Raw genomic sequence first — 19,609 nt, 5'->3', positions numbered from 1 at the left:
GCATCCAAAAGATGCCCAGCATGAACATCCATACAAGATGATCAGCAAACAGATCGAATCGATTCGCAGTTATATTCTATTGTTGAAGTTATGAAAAAGCCAGAGTAGAAACACTCTGGCTTTTTTATTTTTTGGACATTGAGCTAAAGTCGATTCCGCTTTTTACTCAAAATTACATACAAAAAGTTTTGCCCTCGCCGTTAAAAAATCTCAGTCTGGACGACTAAGGTTAGCTATATGGAAGCAATACAAAAAGACTCAAAGTTAGAACCAAAAAGATCCTCCCTTTGGCGGGAATTAAGAAAAGCGCTTACGGGAACCGAAGCGGATTATACTCAAATTTCACTCGGTAAGGCAGTTTTTCTGCTCTCAGTTCCGATGGTTTTAGAATTGGTCATGGAGTCTGCATTCGCAGTCGTTGACATTTATTTCGTGGGAGCTTTGGGTCCTTCTGCCGTTGCTGCGGTTGGGCTTACAGAAACGTATTTGTTTCTTCTTTATTCTCTCGCGATAGGAATGTCCACTGCAGTGACCGCGATCATTGCGAGAAGGATCGGAGAAGGAGATAAGGAGCAAGCAGGGATCGCCGCAGTCCAATCCGTTTTTCTTTCCATCCTTGTTTCCTTACCTTTTGCTATCTTCGGAGTTTGGTTTGCGAAAGATCTTCTTATACTCATGGGTGGGGATCCTTGGGTTGTGGAGCATGGATCTCGTTACACACAATGGATCTTCGGTGGAAATCTCGTAATCATGCTTTTATTCGGGCTCAATGCTGTTTTTAGAGGCGCGGGTGACGCAGCAATTGCGATGAGAGTTTTATGGATTGCTAATGGTCTTAATATGATCTTGGATCCGATTTTTATTTTCGGTTTCGGACCAATCCCGGCAATGGGTATTGAAGGTGCCGCGATCGCTACAAATATCGGTAGAGGAGTTGGGGTTCTTTTCCAAATCTATCTACTTTTAAAAGGTGGAAATCATATTCGAGTGCTTCGTTCCCAGATCAGTATTCACTGGGAAATTATTTCCGATATAGTTCGCACTTCCATCGGTGGTATTGGGCAAACTATTATTGGAATGACTTCTTGGATCTTTCTTGTGAGAATTATTTCTGAATTTGGAAGTGAGGCAGTAGCTGGAGCAACGATCGCTCTTCGGATCATGATGTTTACTTTGATGCCTTCTTGGGGTATGTCGAATGCTGTGGCTACTTTAGTCGGTCAGAATTTAGGAGCGGGGAGACCCGATCGTGCAGAACAGTCCGTTTGGATTGTTGGAGTATGGAATATGATCTTTCTGATCGGAGTTTCCATCGTCTATTTTATTTTTAGAGAATCCCTTGTGTCGATCTTTACTGATGATGCGAAAGTGATCGCTATTGGCTCTGAATGGTTGGGGATTGTATCTTATTCCTATTTTGTATATGCTTGGTGGATGGTTAGCGTTCAGGCCTTTAACGGAGCTGGAGATACTACCACTCCTACATTGATCAATCTTGTCTTCTTTTGGATGTTCCAAATTCCATTTGCTTATACTTTGGCGAAGGTTCTTTCCTACGGATACTCGGGAGTATTTTGGGCAAGCATGATCACAGAAACTTCTGTGGGATTGTTCACACTTTGGTTATTCAGAAAAGGTGGATGGAAGACTTCGAAGGTTTGAGTTAAACCTTCGCTTAGAGTTACGGGGTTGAAGAAGTGCTGACGTTTGGAGAGACAGTTACATTCACAACCCCAACAATCTGGCCGACATAAAGACCGGGGAATGTAGTGTAGAACATCAAAGGAGACATTTTGACGATAACTCGTCCGTTTCCTGCAACGGTACCGGTTATATTGTAAGTTTGAGTATAGAGCACATTCAATGGGCAACCGTCTGTATCAAGATCAGTTCCATTTAAGAAAGTAAGCGGGACTCCATCATTACTTAGGTCTAAACGAAAGCTTGCATCTGGGCAGCTTCCCGGATGATCGACAGAGATCATAAAATTTCCGGTGGCCCCGCGAGCAAATGAGAGGCTTGATACCGATAAATTTACCCAACTGATTGGCTCTACGTTTAAAGGGACTAGGCCACCTGATCCTAATAATGTGAGCAGGGGAGAAAGGTCTGTATCCTCCTTTACACTTTTTTCATATGAATCGAAAAGTAAGTAAGTAGTCCCGCATTGGACTTGTAGGAATATAAGTAAAATATAAAAGAAGATCGATATGCGTTTCACTTTTGATTTCCGGAATAGGGCATAGTTTAACATTTTCGACTATTTGGTGCAAGGTGGATTTTTAAATTCAATAAAACTTATGTATAATTTTGGAAACGAAGTTGTTCTATTTCTGCAAGAAATTTCTTATACTTGGGCTGCTTTATTGTTCTTAATTGAAAATCTTCTGATTTTCAGCTGTTCGGTGTATATTGGCAATTTGTTGTCTATACGTTATGCCCATCGGCGTATTGTTTCAACCCCTCCGAAAATAGAAGCTAAAGAGATCCTCTTTGCAACTTCTACTATTCTACTTAATACTATCGTTACATTAGTCGGGCTTTGGCTTTGGAGAACGGGTTCTATTCGATTTCGTAGCGATATAGGGATTTTCGCATTATTCGACATTCTGATCCTTCTTTTAGTTATGGATGCTGGTATGTATTTGCTGCATAGGATTGCTCATATTCCGCTTATATATCGGTTCGCTCATAGAACTCATCATAGATATGATAGGCCTCGTCCTTTGACTCTATTCGTTCTGAATCCTTTGGAGGCTCTTGGATTTGGGACACTTTGGTTATTGGTGCTTTGTCTTTATGATTTCTCTTGGCTAGGAATGAGCATTTATCTGGGATTGAATGTGGTATTCGGAACAATTGGCCATTTAGGAGTGGAGCCTTTGTCAGACAAATTGTTTCGTTCTAATTTGTTCAATACATTGACGACTAGTACTTTCCATGCAATGCATCACCAGAATGAAGATTATAATTTCGGATTTTATACTTCGATTTGGGATCGGATGTTTGGCACTCTTTATGCGGAGAACTCGCGTAACCAGGATTAGACTGGCCAGCGAGATCTAAATTATTTTTTATCGTAGGAGTTCCAACATGTGCGAACTCCTTGCTGTATTATTAATATCCGTGAGCGGTCATCACTTTCTCAAACTTCTCCAGAAGTTTGTGATCATCTTGATCGTTTGGATGGAACCCCGGGATATAATATTCTAAAATATAGAAGATTACGGCCCAAGCAAAACCGGGAACACCAAAGAAGAAACGAATATCCCTAACGATTTGAGCAGGATTTGGAATACCAAAATAGAATAATGCTCTAATTGTCCCTACGATTGCGAGAAGACCAAGAAGTTGAACTGCGATAGTCATTCCAAGTATTCTAGTAAAATATCCACCGCCAGATGCGCGATATACATCGTATGCTACGGCTTTATGCTCTAATTCTTCTAAAGCATGCCATTCGATCACTTTCCAACTAATCGGATCGATCCAAGCTACACGTTTTTCGGGGAGAGAAAGTAAAAATCTTCCGAGAGTTGCTGTGAAATGTTCCGCGGCTGCAGTGATAGAGAGTGCGAGTCTTTTTCCCCAAACAGGAAAAAGTTTTAGAATATTTTTTTCTAATATATCGAAGAACAACCAGCAGAACATTTTTTCATGACTTCGAAAATCCAATCCGATCTCCACAAATCTTTCGTTCATTTTATCATGAACGTTTCCGTGGACTGCTTCTTGTCCTGCGAATCCAATTATTTCCTTTTTTAACGCCGGATCAACGACTTCGCTGAATGCTTTAACTGAACGAATAAAGAAACGTTCCCCTTCCGGAAATAATACACTCAAGCTGGAAAGAAAGGCTGTAAAGAATGGGATGTTTTTGCCGAAACCTCTTTCTTTGGCGATGTCTTCCAAGGGGAATTTCGGTTTACGTATTTTTGGTTGGACTCTTGTAGATGTCGCTTGGCCCATAATATTCTCCTAATATAAAATCGTTTGGATTTTCGATTTTTCTTTCTCCATCCTTTGGATTTTCACCGCTCATTAGGGAATATAAAAAAGATATTATATATCGATCCGGACTTTCTATCTATTCCTTGAGTTTTTGTCCGGCCTCACTGGAATAGTTATCTTTTGAATCACTGTAACGTTTGCTACAAGATTTGGTCAATCCCAATCCTGGAAAAATGAATGGGCCAAATTGAATTTAAGCCCCCGAAAAGTGGCAAACAGTGCTCGGAAGCCAAACTATTAAGGCCTGATAGAAGCCGCTTCTATTTTTGCTTTTCCTGTTTTTTCCAACCATTTAGGAAAATCAAGAAGGTCCGGATATTCCTTTCGAAGAAAATCCAGATCCACTTTCGGATAACCTTCTCGATTAATCCATTCGGTCAATTTGCCTAGGATTTTATTATGAGAATATACAGTTTCCAAAGGGATCCTCATATATTCTATCCTTCTGTCCAAAACCATAGAAAGTATATCTACAATTTGTAATGGAGTTAAACTATCTCCTACGAGATCGATTGTCCGTCCCGAGTATTTTTCCGGATTTTCGAAAGTTAAACCTGCAAATACTCCTATATCTTCGACAGAAATCATATGGATACGACTATCCGGTGAAACTGTTTCGTATAAAAGCCCGCCAGGTATACCTGAACGTGAGTGGATCAAGTTTTCCATAAAACCTGTAGGTCTTAAAATTGTGAAAGGTATTCCTAAGCCATGTATGTATTTCTCCACCTCCCATTTATGAGTTCGAAAGCTGGATTGCCTTTCTGCTCCTATCACAGAAGAATAAACTAAATACGAAACATTTGCTTTCTTTGCTGAATCAGCGACCGATATTCCTACTTTAATTTCGTTGGTATCTGTAGAATCGTTTGGCTCCCATTCTGGAGGTTGGACGCTGAATACTCCATATACTCCTTGCATTGCAGAGTCCAGGGAAGAAGTGTCTTGCATATCACCTTGGAAAATTTCAGCTCCAAGTTCTTTTAGTTTTAATGAGTTTTCGGAAGAAGGGCTTCTCGTAAAAGCTCTGACCTTCCAATGATTTTTAAGCAGATACTTTGCAGTTTCGCCTCCTTGTTGCCCGGTAGCTCCTAGCACCAATATGATTTTATCTTTGGGATTCATTTATATATTCTCCAATATAGAACGGCACGGTGTCGTTCCATTAATTCGGAATGGATTTTTCTGTGTCAAATTATTTATAAATAAGGCTTTTGCTAAGTTTCTCTGAAGATTTCTTGACCCTGCAAAATGAAACAAGATCCTATGGTCAATTCGAAAGGAATTTTCATATAAGTAATATGGCGAAGAAGGTCCAGCAGATCAGAAAGGGGCGTCCTCCTAAGGATATGTCAGACGGCATATCCGATAGGATACTCAATACTGCATTAGGCCTTTTTACGACCCAAGGATTTACTGCCACTTCTATGGAGCAGGTGGCTTTGGCCTGCGGCTCAGGCAAACATACAATTTACAGGCGATTCGAATCCAAAACGGATCTGTTCTTAGCCGTGATGGAATTTCAAAAACGGAAATTTTTCGACTTACTTGTTCGTATAGAATGTAAGAAAGAAAGTCCGCTGGAAACTTTAAAAGAATCTTGCAGAAGGCTGTTAGAGTTAATTGTTTCAGATGAGATTGTGGACTTTTACAGGATGACTATTTCAGAAGCGGAACATATCCCTAAAATCGCATCTAACTTACAATGTGAAGAAAGTCCTTCGTTTCTAAGGATCTTGGATCTTGTAATTTCCGCACAAGGATCTAAGGATCTGAATCGGATGGATCCAAAATTTGTGACTGCTCAGTTACTTCAAGTCATGACGGGTTATCCTCTGAACGAAGTTCTTTTGGGAAGTAAGGAATTCAGTTCTCATTCTAAACGTTCCAAATATTTCGAGAAAGCTTGGATTCTATTTATAAAGGGAGCCGGTGAGCCTAAAAAGAAGAAGGTCCGTAAGAGGCCGATTTAAATTTTCGATTATTCCTATTTAGCCAATATGAATCAAAGATAATGAATTCAAATTGTAGAAATTTTTAATTTTTTCTAGATCCGATTTCTAAATATGACAGATTTTGTCATATTTAAGCAGTAATATTGATCATATACGGATCGAAAGTTTTTAATCCACTTTAAAGATCTGAAAGGAGTTATTTATGAGCCTTAAAAAGTATTCTGGAAGTTGTCATTGTGGTGCGGTTCGTTACGAAGCAGATTTGGATTTGAGTGCGGGTACAGGTAGATGTAATTGTTCCTTCTGTAGAAAAGTCCGAAACTGGTCTATCATCGTTAAACCTGAATCCTTTCGTTTATTAAGCGGAGAAGATAGCCTTAACTTTTACGAATTTAATACGAAAAGTAGCAAACACCATTTTTGCAAAAATTGCGGAGTAAGGACTTTCTCTAAAGGTTATATCAAAGAAATTGGCGGTGCCTTCATAAGTGTTGCTATTTCTACTCTAGATAATGCAGATCTAAACGAGCTAATCGAAGCGCCTGTCTGGTATGCAGATGGTTTGAATAATAATTGGCATAACCAGCCTGTGGAGATCAGGCATTTATAATTTTCAGTTAGATAAAACCGCTCTACCTTAAATTAATACATCAAGCTCGCGCAATGGTGAATTTGCAAAAGCGGCCCCACCCTGTATTGGGTGGTGGAGGTGGGTTGGTGGGAGAGCAAGGCCTCTATATCATAGAAATCTAATTCTTTCAATACGAATTCCACGTAAATCTTGTAGGAATTCCAACAAGATTTGCACTTAGAAATTACTTGCATTGTATCGAATTTCGTGAAGGCCGCATTTTGATCTTAAAACTAGCGTTAGGGATACGGAAGGCGCGAAGCGGACCCCGCAGCCGAAGACCGATAGTTTTGGCGAGCCTTCGATAAAATGTCTCTGGCTATCTCGGGTTTGCTCGCTCCCTACGGGGCATTCGCGAGGAGTCCGAAGCGGAACGCGAAGCCTGGAGTAGCCCGACCCCGTGGGATTCTAAGAATATTTACTGTTGGAGCTCCTACCCACGGGGAACGCCCTAATCCTTATATCTGTTGGAATTCCTACAGTCAATTTTAGGTGAAATCTTGGACCCTTGAAAAACTTTGGTTTATATAGAGCGCACTTAAAGATGATCAAAATTTCCAATCTTCATAAATCTTATACTTCTAATTTGTTGTTCGATGATCTGAACCTGAGTTTGAATCGGGGTGAAAAGTTAGGTCTTGTAGGACGGAACGGCCACGGTAAGTCTACTTTGTTCCAAATGATTTTGGGAAATGTGGAGCCAGATTCCGGTTCTATTACCGTGCCGAAGGGTTATAAGATCGGACATTTACAGCAGCACTTGAAATTTACTAAGCCTACTGTGTTGGAAGAATGTGCGCTTGGTCTTCCTGAAGGTGAAGAATACGAAACTTGGCAGGTTGAAAAAGTTTTATCCGGTTTGGGTTTTTCGGAAGCGGATCTGGAAAGAAGCCCGGAGGAGTTTTCGGGTGGTTATCAGATCCGGATGAATTTGGCGAAACTTTTAGTGTCTGGTCCCGACTTACTGATGTTAGACGAACCGAACAACTATTTAGATATCGTTACTATTCGTTGGCTTGAGGAATTTCTACGCGAGTGGGAAGGCGAGATCATTTTGGTCACTCACGATAGAAGTTTTATGGATAGTGTGGTGACTCATACTGCGGCGATCCATCGTACGAAAGCGATCAAGGTCCAAGGTGATACTGATAAACTTTATAATCAGATCAATCAGGCCGAAGAAATTTATGAAAGGACTCGTTTGAACGAGGCGAAAAAAAGAAAACAAGAAGAGATCTTTATCGCACGTTTCAAAGCGAAGGCGAGTTTCGCGAGCCGCGCTCAATCTAGGGTAAAAAAACTGGAGAAACAAGGCGAGATGAAGGCGCTGGAAGAGATCGAAAGTTTGGAATTATATTTTAATTCCGCACCTTTCGCAGCTAGTCAAATGTTGTCTGCGGAAAATATTTCGTTCTCTTATTCTGGTAAGGAACCTTTTTTGATTTCCGACTTTTCTCTGAGTGTTGGTAAGAGAGATCGGATTTGTATCATCGGTAAAAACGGTAAGGGTAAATCAACTCTTCTGAAACTTCTTGCTGGGGAACTCCAACCAAGTTCCGGAAAAATCCAAAAACATCCTGCATTGAAAGAAGGTTATTTCGGTCAGACGAATAAATTGAATCTGAATGAGAACGCGACCGTCACTGAAGAAATTATGAGTGCGGATAAGTCTTGCACCGAATGGCTCGCTAGAACTATCGCAGGTGGATTGATGTTCTCCGATGATATGTCTTTGAAAAAGATCAAGGTTCTTTCGGGTGGCGAGAAGAGTAGAGTGATGCTTGGAAAAATTTTGGTGACTCCTTGCCATCTTCTATTTTTGGATGAACCTACCAATCACTTGGACATGCAATCATGCGACGCACTGATAGAAGCGATCGATGAGTTCGAAGGTTCCCTTATCATGGTAACTCACAACGAAATGCATCTTAGGGCTGTTGCAACAAAGTTGATCGTCTTCGATAACGATACGATTCGGATTTTCGACGGTTCTTACGAAGACTTCCTCAATGATGTTGGCTGGTCCGACGAAGATTATTAAAAAAAGTTAATTATCTTTTTTATGGTTTATTTGGGCGGTCCTCCCGCTTCGCGGGAGTCGTGCTGCTACGGTTTCGCGCATTCGCGCTCATCCGGGCCAAGCCCGGACTAAAGACCTTCGCATCACTACCGCAGCATTGTTGGATGCGGATTCCGAGTGAAATCGGTGCTTTGTTGGAATTCAGTTACCCTTTTTTAACCAACCAAGCGCTTACAATTAACAATCCTAATCCGACCATCTTTTGAATTGAAATCGGTTTTTCAGGAAATCCTAATACGCCCCATTTTTCTAATAAGATAGAAGTTATAACTTGACCCAATAAGAATAAAGCGATCCAACTCGTGGCTCCTATCTTAGGAGCAAAAACCAAAGAGGAAGTGACTACGATTGCTCCTAAAAATCCTCCGATCCAGATCCACCAAGGTTGTTCCTTGATTGTTTGCACTATGAATGCAGTCGATTTCATCTCTCCCAACACGAAAGTTATAATTCCTAAGGCGATGGTTCCAATGAAAAAAGAAATTGTAGAGGCAAGCCATGGGCTTTCTATATTTTTTCCTAATATAGAATTGATGCCTGGTTGTATGGACATAGCGAGTCCTGAAAGAAGCGCGAAAATTATCGGTAATAGTAGATTCATATGTTTATGTTATTTTGTAGTTTTAGGATTTGAAACTTTAAATTCTGCTTTTGTTTTTGTTTCTCCGTTCACTATAATTTCCAATTTATGGATTCCGGGGAAATGGGTTCTGGTTGTCATTTGTTGAAAAGATTGTTTTCTTTCATAAACTTTTGTTTCATTCGGAGAAAATTCTTTTTCTTCTATTTGAAATACTTTTACTGAAAATTTCCCCGAAGGTTTTAGATAATAGATCTTGGATTCTAATCTATAAAGTGTGGGTTCTTTCGCTTCCGATTTCATTTCGAACTTATAGATCAGATGTTTTCCAATCTCTACGGTTTTAGGTAGGAGCTCCAATTTCGAAATTTTAGCGGATTTATTTTTTGGGAACCCAAAGATAGAAAGTGTATCCGAGTTGCCTTGCTTTAATAAACCCCTGAGCGCATGTTTTAGTAGAAGGTCCGTATTTTCGGATATACCCTTCCATTTTTTCGCAAGCGATATTACTAAGTCTGGATGATCTTTAGAAATATCATTCAGATGGTTTGCCACACTTCTGCGAACTACTTCATCAGGATCGTTTTTTAAATTTTCCAAAATGGAAAGAGTTTTTTGGGGATCTTGTTTTAATCCAGGAATTCCTTTCCCCCATGGTAATCTCGGACGAGAACCTTCACTTGCTAATCTTCTTGTTCCTGGATGAGAATGTTTGGACCATTCTAACATTTTTTTCCAAGTGATATCTGGATATCGAATTAGAAATTCTCGAATGGAGAATTCACAAGAAATGATCTGAGTGATCTTCTCCATACAATGTAAGGATTCTTCCGGATAATCGATTCCCGAAATTTCTACGATATCTCCTAAGAAGATAATATAAAACCTTTGGGTTCCCGGGAATTTTTTCTCAAGGACTTTCGAAATTTTTAATAAAGGTGAGACTGCTTTTGGAAAAGGTTTAGGAAGAGAGTTCGATAATACTTCTGCAATTCTTTTGATCCTTTGTTTGAGTTCTAACTTCTTCCAATCGTTACGTTTGATCTCTTGGACCCAATTTTTCGGTTTTTTATGAGATAATATTGTGGAGAATAGGGTTCCTAACTCCAAGAGAACCTTGTCGTCATAAAAGTTCTTAAGAGCTTCCGCCATAAATTTTATTATGGTCCATTTACGACTTTTTATAGGTAGTATTTTTCACTATTGACTTTGGAAAAGTCTTGATGATTGCAGAAATATTTAATAACGATACTTGCGTCGGTTTTCTTTCGGAAATAGTAAAATGATTCCCGAAAAATCATATTTTATAGATTAGATAATACTTACGTGAATATTGCATTAACAAGGCTGAAACATCTGAATGTTCTGAATTCTATGTATTCTTCTCCTGAAAAGTTGGTACAAGATTTGGTTGCTATCCAAGGCCAAGACTATGCTGCCTCTAAATGGGCCATTGGACTTAGGGCCCCCGGTTTGAATGAGGAAGATATAGAGTCCGCGTTTCTGGATAAAAAGATCATTCGATCTTGGCCTTTGAGAGGAACATTACATGTGGTTTCCGCTAAGGATATCTATTGGTTATTGGACTTATTGGGTCCCCCCACAATTTCCAAATACGCAGCTCATTATAAAAAGATAGAGTTAGATCCTAAAGTATTAAAAAAATGTTATTCTATTCTTTCTAAAAATCTTGCGAACCAAAACTTTCTTACCAGAAAAGAAATCTCCTCTATTTTGGAAAAATCCGGAATTATAACAAATACTACTAGATTGTCTCATATTCTGCAAAGAGCAGGTTTAGAAGGTCTGATCTGTTTCGGTCCCAGAAGAGATAAAGATTTTACCTACACATTGATCGAAGAGTGGATCCCAAAGATCAAAAAGGTTATAAAGCCAAAGGAAGAAGCGCTCTATCATCTCACTAAACAATATTTCGACACCAGGGCTCCGGCTACCTTGGCGGATTTTGTATGGTGGTCCGGGTTGAATGTAAAGGATGCGAAGGCAGGTGTGGAAAGTTTTGGCTCTAAATTGACCAGTTTTCAAAAGGATGATCAGATTTACTATATTCCAAAAAAAATGAATATAGTAGAAAAGGATTCCGATACATTATTTCTGCTTCCTGCGTTTGACGAGTTTTTACTGGCCTTTACGGATCGTAAAGATTGTATGGATCCGCCTCCTAAAAGGCTTTTAACTCCGGCGGATGATCTTTTCAGGCCTACCTTGGTTATTAATGGTTGGGTAAGCGGGATTTGGCAGAGGGAATTCAAAAAGGAAGATGTTGTCCTTAAAGTAAATCCTTATAAACCGTTAAATGCGAATCTAAAAAAGAAACTGAAGAAAGCAGCCGAAGAATATGCTACTTTTCTTGGAAAAAACCTGGTCCTTGAAGTTTAGATCAATTCGAGAACTCTATTAATAATTTATGAATTAGATCGTAGTTTTTCCAAGGAAGAAAATGTCCTTCCTTTGGAAGAAGATAAGTTTTCGTTTCCGTCAAAAAATTTTTCTGAATAAAGTCCAGATTTTTTGGATCTACAAGACCGTCTTCTTCTCCTTGGATCACAATTGTTTTTGCCGTGATCCTTTTCCATTCAGGGACTAAACTTTTTAACTGTTCTTTTAAGGGTAACATTTCTGAATTGCTATGGGTCCATTCTTCAGGTAAGATCCAGCCGGCAATCCAAGTATCTGCGATCGTATTATACCATTTGATTTCTTCCTTTTCCGGATCCATAGCGGCTGCTAATAAAAACAGATATTGAAATTTTTCAGGAGAAATGGAAGCCATTCTTGCGGCGACTGGACCTCCATAAGAATGTCCTAATATAGAAATCGATTTTTTTCCTTTTTGTATTTCAGGAAGTTTTGATAGATTGTCTAAAATTTTTTCCGCCTGGCCGCTCACATCTGCGATTGTGCCGGGAGATTTTCCGAAACCTGGTCGGTCTAATCCAAACATACAATAGACCTTTAATAATTCAGGATCTTTTAAATATCTGAGATAATTCGACCAATTGCCCGGAGACCCGTGGACAAAGATGAGAACCTTCTTTTTATCCGGTTTGCATCCAGTGCTGATCCAATGGACAGGAGTCTCTTCTTTTTTGTTTTGAATAAAATACTCTTGGTAGAATATCTCTGATTCTTTGAGTTTCTGAAAGGCTTTATCTTCTTCCATATTCATTTCTTCATAACTGCTGCAGCAGCAAAAAATTAAGGATAGAAGAAGAAGTTTATATTTTTTCATAAACGAAATCCGAAAAGGACTAAATATTAGTTCGTCCTATCTGGAAATCGTTACGACGAACTAGACTTTTTTATATTAGGATTTTAACGAGTAAGAAGATCCCGAAATTTGCTCCGAATACGATATAGAAAAATAACGGAGGAGAAGGTTCCATTTGTTTGTCTATTGCCTTATTCAAACTTGCCTTGATGATTTCTTCTAAAACGGAAATATCCTGGGTTCCTTTTTGTTCGTAAGCGGCTGCAACTTCATCTGCAAATTCTGCGATTCCGATCTTTTTTAAGAAAGTTTGCAAAATGAAACGAAGAACTTTTGGCAAGTTTTCCTTTTCTTGTAAAAATGTAGGCAGATCTTTAAGTTTAGAAGAGATAAACTTACCCCAATTATCGATCTTTTCTGACCCAACTCTTTTTTTGATCATTTCAGAAAGTGTTTTTGAAACATTATCAGTGAACCAAGCTTTGTTCTCTGAGACCAGATTTCCTAATTCTCTTCCTAAAAGATATTTTTTGATCCCAAGGAAGTAAAGAAAAGGAAATACAAATGCAAATCCGATCACCAAAAGAACGATCGGCCAGAGCTCTAAGACTATTACGATTAATGCAAGAACTGCTCCTATTCCTCCCGCTCTCGCGATTGGCATCGGCCCCAGATTGGACGCGATACTTTTCATTTCAGGAAAACAAAACGCCAATAAAAAAAGATTAAAAATGAATCCAAGAAAGAGCGCTATGGAAGAAAGTAAAAATATTTTTGCAGAACTTTTGACTGCAGTTTTTACGAATGTTCCTATCTCTTCTTTCATTAATATTTCTCCGAATATGTATTTCTTACTAATAACGGATGACTTTTGGCTTTTTTGAACGTTTTAACTATTTTGTTTCAGCCAATTGAACATGATCTCGAAAATTTTTTCATTTCCGGGCTCGTCCGTAAGCCAATGTGCGTGATTGGGAAGAGCCACAAATTCTGAATTTTCGTATCTTCTTGCGACTGCTTTCGTAACTCGGATCGGGATGATCCTATCCTTCTCCCCGGCTAAAACTAGAACTGGACAATTTACTTTTTCTGCAGGGATTTTACTTCCTTTGAAAGGATCAAAAAACCAAAACGCAAGTTCGAAAAGTGCCCTACCTGATTCATAATTTAAAGAAGCATAATATTCTTTTCTTTTATCTTTAGGAATTCGATTGAATAAACCGAAATTTGCTCCACGATACGTAGGTTTGAAAGGTTTGGCCCAAAACTTCCAACGAAAAGGAACTTCTAATAAAGTATATAAAGGAGAAGGTCCTAATGGAAAAATTCCTGAGGGGGCTGCCGGAGCAAACAATACGATCCTGGATGCAAAACCTTCTGCAGCCAATGCTTGTGCCAACCATCCTCCCATAGAGTGGCCGATCAATGTGGGTTTTTCCCAACCTTTATTTTGAATTTCCTGTTTTAGAAATCCAACATAGTCTATGAGTCTATATTTTCCCAATGAGGGATCGGGCGTTGTGTTTAATACATGGAACGGTAGTGTAGGCGCAAAGACCTCATGGCCTTTTTGTTCTAATACTTTTTTAACCGAGTCCAGGGTATCTGATCTGGACCACATTCCGTGTAATAAGACGATCTTCATATTCGGATCCGAGGGCCCTTATTGGAGGGTATCTTACGGATAGAATCAAGAAAAAAAGAAGAAGATCCTAAGTTTCCGGAATAAACCCTCTTCTCATTGTATTTTCAGTTATGCTGATCGGTTCTAAAAATTGTTTTAGATAATCTGGGCCGCCTGCTTTTGCCCCTACTCCGGAAAGTTTATAACCTCCGAATGGCTGTCTATCTACGACAGCTCCGGTGATCCCTCTGTTGATGTAAAGATTGCCGACTTCGAAATTTTCTTTTGCATATTGTATGTTCTTAGGGTTTCTGGAGAAAACTCCGCCGGTAAGTGCATAATCTACGTTATTCGCTATTTTGATAGCCTCTTCGAAATTTTTAGCCTTGAATAAAGTAACATAAGGTCCGAAAAATTCTGTTTGTCCCAAAGGAGAAATCGGATCTTCACTTTCAAAAATGATAGGCTCTACAAAATAGCCTGAATGTTTTTGGTTATCCGTTATCTCAAGTTTGCTTAAAATTTTAGAAGAGAACTGGGATGCTATTCCATCTAATCTTTTTTTTGATTCCGAATCTATGACCGGTCCAACTTTGACGGAAGGATCTTCCGGTAATCCGGGTTTTAAAGATTGTAATGCGTCTATAAATCTGTTTTTGAATGTATCGTATTTAGATTCCAAAAGTATAATGCGTGAAAGTGCACTACATTTTTGTCCCTGGAATCCGAATGCGGATTGTATAGATGCGATCACCGCTTCGTCCAGATCTGCGTCTTCGTCCACGATTAAAGCGTTTTTGCCTCCCATTTCGGCGATTACCTTTTTTACAAATTTTAGATTTTGAGAAGCCGCCTCTCGGATCATCCCCAATCCGACCGCTCTGGAGCCCGTAAAATTGATCGTATGTATTTCAGGATGTTTTACTAAATAGGCTCCGATTTCTTCTCCTTTTCCCGGTAAAAAATGAAGTGCAGAAGAAGGGATACCAGCCTCAATTAATATATTAAAAAGTTTGAATGCGATTGCGGAAGATTGTTCTGCCGGTTTCATTATTACAGGATTTCCTGCGACTAATGGAGCTACCGTCATTCCACAAAGGATTGCCAGAGGAAAATTCCAAGGAGCTACGACTAATGTGACTCCTCTGGGGATATAGGTGTAAATATTTTCTTCTCCCAACAGATCTCTTTTTCTGGGTTGAAAAGTATGTTCCGCTTCTTTAGCGTAAAATTCGCAGAAGTCGATTGCTTCTGCAATTTCTGCATCTATATCCTTGATCCCTTTTCCTACTTCTAAAGACATCAGTGCAGAGAGTTCTGCTTTTTTATAGCGTAGAATGTCTGCCGTTTTTTTTAAAAAACCAATCCTGATCTCCGGCTTTGTGTTTTTCCATATTTCAAAAAATTGGACCGAGTCTTTTATCGCTTCTTCTGCATCCGTTATGGAGGAATAATGTATATCCGCAACTTTTTCCGATGTATTTGCTGGATTTAAGGCGGGAACTATAAGGGAGGATTTTTTCGTTTTTCCGGAGATGATGGGAAAAACTTGTATTGGGAATTCGTTTCTGATAGAGACGAATCCTTTGTTTAAGATGGATCTTTCTTCTTCTTTCGAAAAATCTCTTAGGGTTTCATTTTGAAAATTAGAATTATTATGAAAGTTCATTTTGATTTTGTATTCTCCAAATACAATAGTTGTTCCCTATCTTTACTATTCGCGTTGATGTTCTTAAGGAAGCCTTCGTTAGTTGAATTTTCGAGTAACCTTCTTACTAAATAAGCCATTCCTGGGATCACTTCTCCGATAGGAGAATATTCTCTGACGGAAATTCCTAAACTACGAATTGCCTGTTTGTAGGAGTTTCCCATTCCGTATAACATCTGTACTTCGAAAAAGTTTTCTGGGACCGAGTATTCTGAGGCTTTTACAAATGCGGAAGAAAGGCTTCGTATATTATGAGAACCGAATGCAGGTCGGATATGGGGATAGGACTTCAATAAGAGCTCCGAACATTCTTCATAATTCCTATCTGTTTCGGATTTTATAAGAAAAACAGGAGGTTCCCAACCTTTTTGAGCGGATTGGGTCATTTCATATTCCCAGTAAGCACCTTTCACTAAACGAACAGTCAAAGGGTATTTTCGTTTTTTAGAATATTCTATCACTCTTTGTAGATCTTTTTGGGAAACTTTCAGATATGCCTGGACTACGATCCCGAAATGTGGATAATCTTGGAATTCCGGTTCTGCGAAAATTCTAAACGCAGTATCCATTATGATATCCTTGGTCTCATATTGTTCCATATCTAGGTTGATAAAAATATTTTTAGAAACTGCAGAACTAAGGATTGGTCGTAACTTCTCCATTAAATGAATCACTGAAGATTCGTGTGCGAGTGGATCTAATTGAGAATAGAGAGAAGAACATTTTACGGAAACGTTTCCTGTCGGTTCTTCCGGAAATTGAGAGTCGCGTATTTTCGAAAGTTCTTTATCCTTGGAAACTTCTTCCAATAAAAGTAAATACTCAGAGATATAACGTTCTGCTTCTTTTTCGGAGAGTACGGCTTCTCCTAATATGTCTATTGTGGAACAGATTCCATTTTTGTATCTATCTATGATCTTTTTACGATCAGAGCCGTAGGTCCTACCTAATATAAAAAATTTTGCAGTAAGTCTGATCCCGATCTTAGCGCCTAATGCAACGAATACGGAGGTGAGTCGGTTGGACAAGAATAAAGAAAGAAATAGCAAGATCCATTTCGGAAGTTCTGTAGGAGTTTCAACAAAATAGATTCGGATATAACGAGAGATAGACGAGAGATTGCTCAAGCTCGGAAATAGATCCGCGAATCTAAATGCCTGCAGCTTTAGGAGAGGGCGGTTTTCCAAAAACAAAAGGCTTTTCGAGAATAATCTGTAAGTGCTAAAAAAACTGTCTTCGAAAGAATCGCTTAAACGAAATAATTCCTTTCCTTTTTCCAAGATCTTATCTTGAAGATCCGAGGAAGAAGTAATTATTTTAGGTTCGTTTTCTTCTGTAGCCTTCATTCTATTTTGTTCTGATCCAAGCGGTTTTGCCATGCGAACCTTTCTAAAAAGCTTTTGCATCCACTATTCCCAAACCAAATATTACGAGTTGGAAAAAAGCATTGCCTTTTGGACGAATAGACAGTCAAAGTTCGGTAGGCCTACTAATGAATATTCTAACACATTCTACCATAAACTTTTATAAGGAGCTTCCTGAGATTTCCCAATTTTCAGAAGTTACGGACAGTAAACATTATAGAAAGGTTCCGGACGATTGGATTGTAATCGTTACAGATATAGTAAAATCTACCGAGGCGATTTTAGAAGGTAGATATAAGGATGTAAATATGGCCGGGGGATTGACTTTGATGGGGATTACAAATCTCCTCAAGGACATGGAGTTCCCTTTTTTCTTTGGTGGAGATGGTGTGACCATTTTGCTTCCAGGTTCTAGATTGAGTGAGATCCGGGACATTCTTGCGGATACGAGAGAGTTTGTAAGAGACTATTTTAAAATGGATCTTCGGATCGGATTTGTGCCTGTTTCTGATATTTATGAAGCGGGTTATAGTCTGACAATGGCTAAACTTAGGATTTCCAAACATTATACTCAGGCCGTTTTAGGTGGAACCGGCGTGGCTTATGCGGAGATTAAGATCAAGGAACCGAATTCCAGGTATTTAACGGATAATTCTTATATTCCGAATATTCGTGCCGATTTTTCCGGTTTTACCTGTAGATGGAAGGATATCCAAAGTCCGAAAGGAGAAATGGTTTCGCTGATCGTTAAGATCAATTCAGATTCCGATTCGGAAGCTGCAAAAACTTTATCCGGATTATTATCTATGATTGATTCTTTGTATGGTTCTGAAAGGGAATATCATCCTTTAAGAGAAGAGAATTTGATCATAGAACATTCTTCTTCAGTTTTGAATAAGGAGGCAACCGCTTCTTCTAAAGGAAATAGTATATTAAAAAAATTGTATCTATGGAAAATTAAATTCGAGACTTACGGCGCGGAGCTTGCGATTCGTTGGAATCTTCCTTTAAAAGCCTTTCATTATAAACTCAATAAGTTAAAGAATTATCAGATCATCTCTTCCGATTTTAGGAAGTTCGACGGAACTTTCAAGATGGTATTTGCAACAGATACCATTGATCGTAAAAAATTAGAGTCCAGCTTAGAAGAAGCGGAGAAGTCCGGAAAATTAAATTTTGGGATCCATATTTCTGATAGAGCTTTGATGACTTGTTTATTACATGCAGGAACGGAAAGAGAAGTCCATTTTATAGATGGGGCAGGCGGAGGTTATGCCTTGGCCGCAACAGTTCTTAAGAAAAAACTGCAAGCTGTGGCGGCATAGTTTAAGAGCGGATATAACCGGAGAATTGATTATGAGCAGATAAAAGATGGCAGACTTTTGCATTCTTTTGTTTGCGGGCTACAACATTCTAACGAGGATATTAAAGAATTTTTATATTCCTCCAAAATTTTGATTTTAGATTTTATCTCGTCGATCTTTTGTTTAGCAACATTTTCATAATCGGAGCAGTCTCTTCTTCCTTCATCTATCAAGGACAGAAGTTCTTTTATTTCTCGGAGAGTAAATCCTGATCCCTGAGCCTTCGAAATAAAACCTAACTTTTTAAGATCCGATTCGGAATAGACTCTATAATTATTCGTATGTCTATGAGAACGGATAAGTCCTTCTTTTTCATAATAACGGATAGTATCTGTTGAGACTCCCGCCCTCTCAGCCAATCGGCCTATTAAAAAATTTCTGTTTTCTTGCATAAAATTTTTATCCCTGCTATTGACATTGGACTTAACTCCAACCTTTATATTGGACCTGTTTTCAGTCAGGAGGTTGACTATGTTAACAAAAAAAGAAGCTCCTATCGCCTGTGATTTAACAGTATTTACAAACGAAGAAAGAAAATCTCATATTTCTCATTCAGAAAAAATATTAGATCAAGCCAAAGGATTTTTGGAAAAGGAAGAAGGACTTGAACTCTACTTTGATCATTCTTTATCCACAGGAGAACTAACGGAATGGTTTTCTAAAGAACACCAATGTTGTCCTTTTTTAGAATTCAAACTGGAAAAAAATCTGAATGGGCATACGATCCGGATTTCTTCCAATAAAGAAGGGATCAATTTTTTTAGATCCGCTTTTCTAAACCTTAAACAGAAAAAGATTATAACTCCGATCGAGCACAAATCGTTTGCCAAACTTTCTGTATTGCTCGCGGGGATCTTATGTTTATCTTGTTTAGCACCTTTACTCTTTGGTTGGTTCTCCGCAGAACTTTTAGGAAATCTTTTGGATTTGGAAAGATATTTGCTCCCAGTGATTGGGGTTGCAGTCTCAGGAATATGGTTTTGGTTTTCTTTTAAAAGGAAGAAAGAATCCCAAAAATCATCCGGCTGCGGTTGTTAATCTCAACCGGATGGTATATTAG

At 38.9% G+C, this 19,609-nt stretch carries 19 protein-coding genes; 8 read left to right on the top strand and 11 right to left on the bottom strand.

Annotated features, from left to right (window positions below):
* Positions 1–237 precede the first annotated feature (237 nt).
* Entirely contained in the window at positions 238–1,662 is a 1,425-nt protein-coding gene (locus CH377_RS07660; protein WP_100723216.1) for an MATE family efflux transporter, read from the top strand.
* A gap of 19 nt (positions 1,663–1,681) precedes the next feature.
* Here CH377_RS07660 and CH377_RS07655 read toward each other — a convergent pair whose 3' ends face one another.
* Positions 1,682–2,221, bottom strand: coding sequence for a hypothetical protein (locus tag CH377_RS07655; RefSeq protein WP_100723215.1), 540 nt, complete (start codon positions 2,219–2,221; stop codon positions 1,682–1,684).
* Between the two features lie 79 nt (positions 2,222–2,300).
* Between CH377_RS07655 and CH377_RS07650 the strand changes: the two genes are divergently transcribed.
* A complete protein-coding gene (locus CH377_RS07650; protein WP_100723249.1) occupies positions 2,301–3,047 on the top strand; it encodes a sterol desaturase family protein in 747 nt (248 codons plus the stop codon).
* A gap of 70 nt (positions 3,048–3,117) precedes the next feature.
* Here CH377_RS07650 and CH377_RS07645 read toward each other — a convergent pair whose 3' ends face one another.
* Entirely contained in the window at positions 3,118–3,969 is an 852-nt protein-coding gene (locus CH377_RS07645) for a metal-dependent hydrolase (protein ID WP_100723214.1), read from the bottom strand.
* Between the two features lie 279 nt (positions 3,970–4,248).
* A complete protein-coding gene (locus tag CH377_RS07640; RefSeq protein WP_100723213.1) occupies positions 4,249–5,136 on the bottom strand; it encodes an NmrA/HSCARG family protein in 888 nt (295 codons plus the stop codon).
* A 224-nt stretch (positions 5,137–5,360) separates the two neighbouring features.
* Between CH377_RS07640 and CH377_RS07635 the strand changes: the two genes are divergently transcribed.
* The 3 genes from CH377_RS07635 (at position 5,361) to CH377_RS07625 (ending at position 8,638) form a co-directional block, all read left to right on the top strand.
* Complete coding sequence (locus tag CH377_RS07635; RefSeq protein WP_207797602.1) at positions 5,361–5,984, top strand: TetR/AcrR family transcriptional regulator; 624 nt, start codon at positions 5,361–5,363, stop codon at positions 5,982–5,984.
* Between the two features lie 184 nt (positions 5,985–6,168).
* Positions 6,169–6,576 (top strand): GFA family protein, encoded by a 408-nt coding sequence (locus CH377_RS07630; protein ID WP_100723211.1) that lies wholly within the window; start codon positions 6,169–6,171, stop codon positions 6,574–6,576.
* A gap of 565 nt (positions 6,577–7,141) precedes the next feature.
* Positions 7,142–8,638 (top strand): ABC-F family ATP-binding cassette domain-containing protein, encoded by a 1,497-nt coding sequence (locus CH377_RS07625; protein WP_100723210.1) that lies wholly within the window; start codon positions 7,142–7,144, stop codon positions 8,636–8,638.
* A gap of 184 nt (positions 8,639–8,822) precedes the next feature.
* On the opposite strand, the gene CH377_RS07620 is transcribed toward CH377_RS07625, so the two are convergent.
* Positions 8,823–9,278 carry a DMT family transporter gene (locus tag CH377_RS07620; protein ID WP_100723209.1) on the bottom strand — a complete coding sequence of 152 codons (456 nt, stop codon included), beginning with the start codon at positions 9,276–9,278 and terminating at the stop codon, positions 8,823–8,825.
* A 9-nt stretch (positions 9,279–9,287) separates the two neighbouring features.
* Complete coding sequence (locus tag CH377_RS07615; RefSeq protein ID WP_100723208.1) at positions 9,288–10,409, bottom strand: DNA alkylation repair protein; 1,122 nt, start codon at positions 10,407–10,409, stop codon at positions 9,288–9,290.
* 174 nt (positions 10,410–10,583) lie between these two features.
* Between CH377_RS07615 and CH377_RS07610 the strand changes: the two genes are divergently transcribed.
* The gene (locus CH377_RS07610) at positions 10,584–11,657 is read left to right on the top strand and encodes a winged helix DNA-binding domain-containing protein (protein ID WP_100723207.1); all 1,074 of its coding nucleotides are present in this window, start codon (positions 10,584–10,586) and stop codon (positions 11,655–11,657) included.
* A 1-nt stretch (position 11,658) separates the two neighbouring features.
* Here CH377_RS07610 and CH377_RS07605 read toward each other — a convergent pair whose 3' ends face one another.
* The 5 genes from CH377_RS07605 to CH377_RS07585 all read right to left on the bottom strand — a co-directional run bounded on the left by CH377_RS07605 (position 11,659) and on the right by CH377_RS07585 (position 17,227).
* Positions 11,659–12,510 carry an alpha/beta fold hydrolase gene (locus CH377_RS07605; protein ID WP_100723206.1) on the bottom strand — a complete coding sequence of 284 codons (852 nt, stop codon included), beginning with the start codon at positions 12,508–12,510 and terminating at the stop codon, positions 11,659–11,661.
* Positions 12,511–12,580: 70 nt separating this feature from the next.
* Positions 12,581–13,315, bottom strand: a complete 735-nt coding sequence (locus tag CH377_RS07600; RefSeq protein WP_100723205.1) for a hypothetical protein — start codon at positions 13,313–13,315, stop codon at positions 12,581–12,583.
* Positions 13,316–13,378: 63 nt separating this feature from the next.
* On the bottom strand, positions 13,379–14,134 hold the full coding sequence (locus CH377_RS07595; protein ID WP_100723204.1) for an alpha/beta hydrolase: 756 nt from the start codon (positions 14,132–14,134) through the stop codon (positions 13,379–13,381).
* Between the two features lie 67 nt (positions 14,135–14,201).
* Positions 14,202–15,782, bottom strand: coding sequence for an aldehyde dehydrogenase family protein (locus tag CH377_RS07590; protein WP_100723203.1), 1,581 nt, complete (start codon positions 15,780–15,782; stop codon positions 14,202–14,204).
* Positions 15,779–17,227: a proline dehydrogenase family protein gene (locus CH377_RS07585; RefSeq protein WP_243402015.1), complete on the bottom strand. Its 1,449-nt coding sequence runs from the start codon at positions 17,225–17,227 to the stop codon at positions 15,779–15,781. The genes CH377_RS07590 and CH377_RS07585 overlap by 4 nt, the downstream gene beginning before the upstream one ends.
* Before the next feature lie 86 nt (positions 17,228–17,313).
* On the opposite strand from CH377_RS07585, the gene CH377_RS07580 reads away from it, so the two are divergent.
* Positions 17,314–18,510: a DUF3095 domain-containing protein gene (locus CH377_RS07580; RefSeq protein WP_100723202.1), complete on the top strand. Its 1,197-nt coding sequence runs from the start codon at positions 17,314–17,316 to the stop codon at positions 18,508–18,510.
* 29 nt (positions 18,511–18,539) lie between these two features.
* Here the strand turns inward: CH377_RS07580 and CH377_RS07575 are convergent, their stop codons facing one another.
* A complete protein-coding gene (locus tag CH377_RS07575) occupies positions 18,540–18,941 on the bottom strand; it encodes a MerR family transcriptional regulator (protein ID WP_100723201.1) in 402 nt (133 codons plus the stop codon).
* A 79-nt stretch (positions 18,942–19,020) separates the two neighbouring features.
* Here CH377_RS07575 and CH377_RS07570 point away from each other — a divergent pair, with 79 nt between their 5' ends.
* The gene (locus tag CH377_RS07570) at positions 19,021–19,587 is read left to right on the top strand and encodes a hypothetical protein (protein WP_100723200.1); all 567 of its coding nucleotides are present in this window, start codon (positions 19,021–19,023) and stop codon (positions 19,585–19,587) included.
* Positions 19,588–19,609 lie beyond the last annotated feature (22 nt).

Source organism: Leptospira haakeii, from assembly GCF_002812045.1.
Classification (GTDB): domain Bacteria; phylum Spirochaetota; class Leptospiria; order Leptospirales; family Leptospiraceae; genus Leptospira_B; species Leptospira_B haakeii.
Note: the sequence above shows the minus strand (reverse complement) of the source record. Positions and strands in the feature narration are given on the sequence as shown.

Coding starts and splice junctions, on each gene's coding strand:
- CH377_RS07650 (WP_100723249.1), top strand. CDS start 2,301: ATGTATAATTTTGGAAACGAAGTTGTTCTATTTCTGCAAGAAATTTCT.
- CH377_RS07660 (WP_100723216.1), top strand. CDS start 238: ATGGAAGCAATACAAAAAGACTCAAAGTTAGAACCAAAAAGATCCTCC.
- CH377_RS07645 (WP_100723214.1), bottom strand. CDS start 3,969: ATGGGCCAAGCGACATCTACAAGAGTCCAACCAAAAATACGTAAACCG.
- CH377_RS07640 (WP_100723213.1), bottom strand. CDS start 5,136: ATGAATCCCAAAGATAAAATCATATTGGTGCTAGGAGCTACCGGGCAA.
- CH377_RS07605 (WP_100723206.1), bottom strand. CDS start 12,510: ATGAAAAAATATAAACTTCTTCTTCTATCCTTAATTTTTTGCTGCTGC.
- CH377_RS07620 (WP_100723209.1), bottom strand. CDS start 9,278: ATGAATCTACTATTACCGATAATTTTCGCGCTTCTTTCAGGACTCGCT.
- CH377_RS07635 (WP_207797602.1), top strand. CDS start 5,361: ATGTCAGACGGCATATCCGATAGGATACTCAATACTGCATTAGGCCTT.
- CH377_RS07570 (WP_100723200.1), top strand. CDS start 19,021: ATGTTAACAAAAAAAGAAGCTCCTATCGCCTGTGATTTAACAGTATTT.
- CH377_RS07575 (WP_100723201.1), bottom strand. CDS start 18,941: ATGCAAGAAAACAGAAATTTTTTAATAGGCCGATTGGCTGAGAGGGCG.
- CH377_RS07585 (WP_243402015.1), bottom strand. CDS start 17,227: ATGCAAAAGCTTTTTAGAAAGGTTCGCATGGCAAAACCGCTTGGATCA.
- CH377_RS07590 (WP_100723203.1), bottom strand. CDS start 15,782: ATGAACTTTCATAATAATTCTAATTTTCAAAATGAAACCCTAAGAGAT.
- CH377_RS07615 (WP_100723208.1), bottom strand. CDS start 10,409: ATGGCGGAAGCTCTTAAGAACTTTTATGACGACAAGGTTCTCTTGGAG.
- CH377_RS07580 (WP_100723202.1), top strand. CDS start 17,314: ATGAATATTCTAACACATTCTACCATAAACTTTTATAAGGAGCTTCCT.
- CH377_RS07625 (WP_100723210.1), top strand. CDS start 7,142: ATGATCAAAATTTCCAATCTTCATAAATCTTATACTTCTAATTTGTTG.
- CH377_RS07595 (WP_100723204.1), bottom strand. CDS start 14,134: ATGAAGATCGTCTTATTACACGGAATGTGGTCCAGATCAGATACCCTG.
- CH377_RS07630 (WP_100723211.1), top strand. CDS start 6,169: ATGAGCCTTAAAAAGTATTCTGGAAGTTGTCATTGTGGTGCGGTTCGT.
- CH377_RS07600 (WP_100723205.1), bottom strand. CDS start 13,315: ATGAAAGAAGAGATAGGAACATTCGTAAAAACTGCAGTCAAAAGTTCT.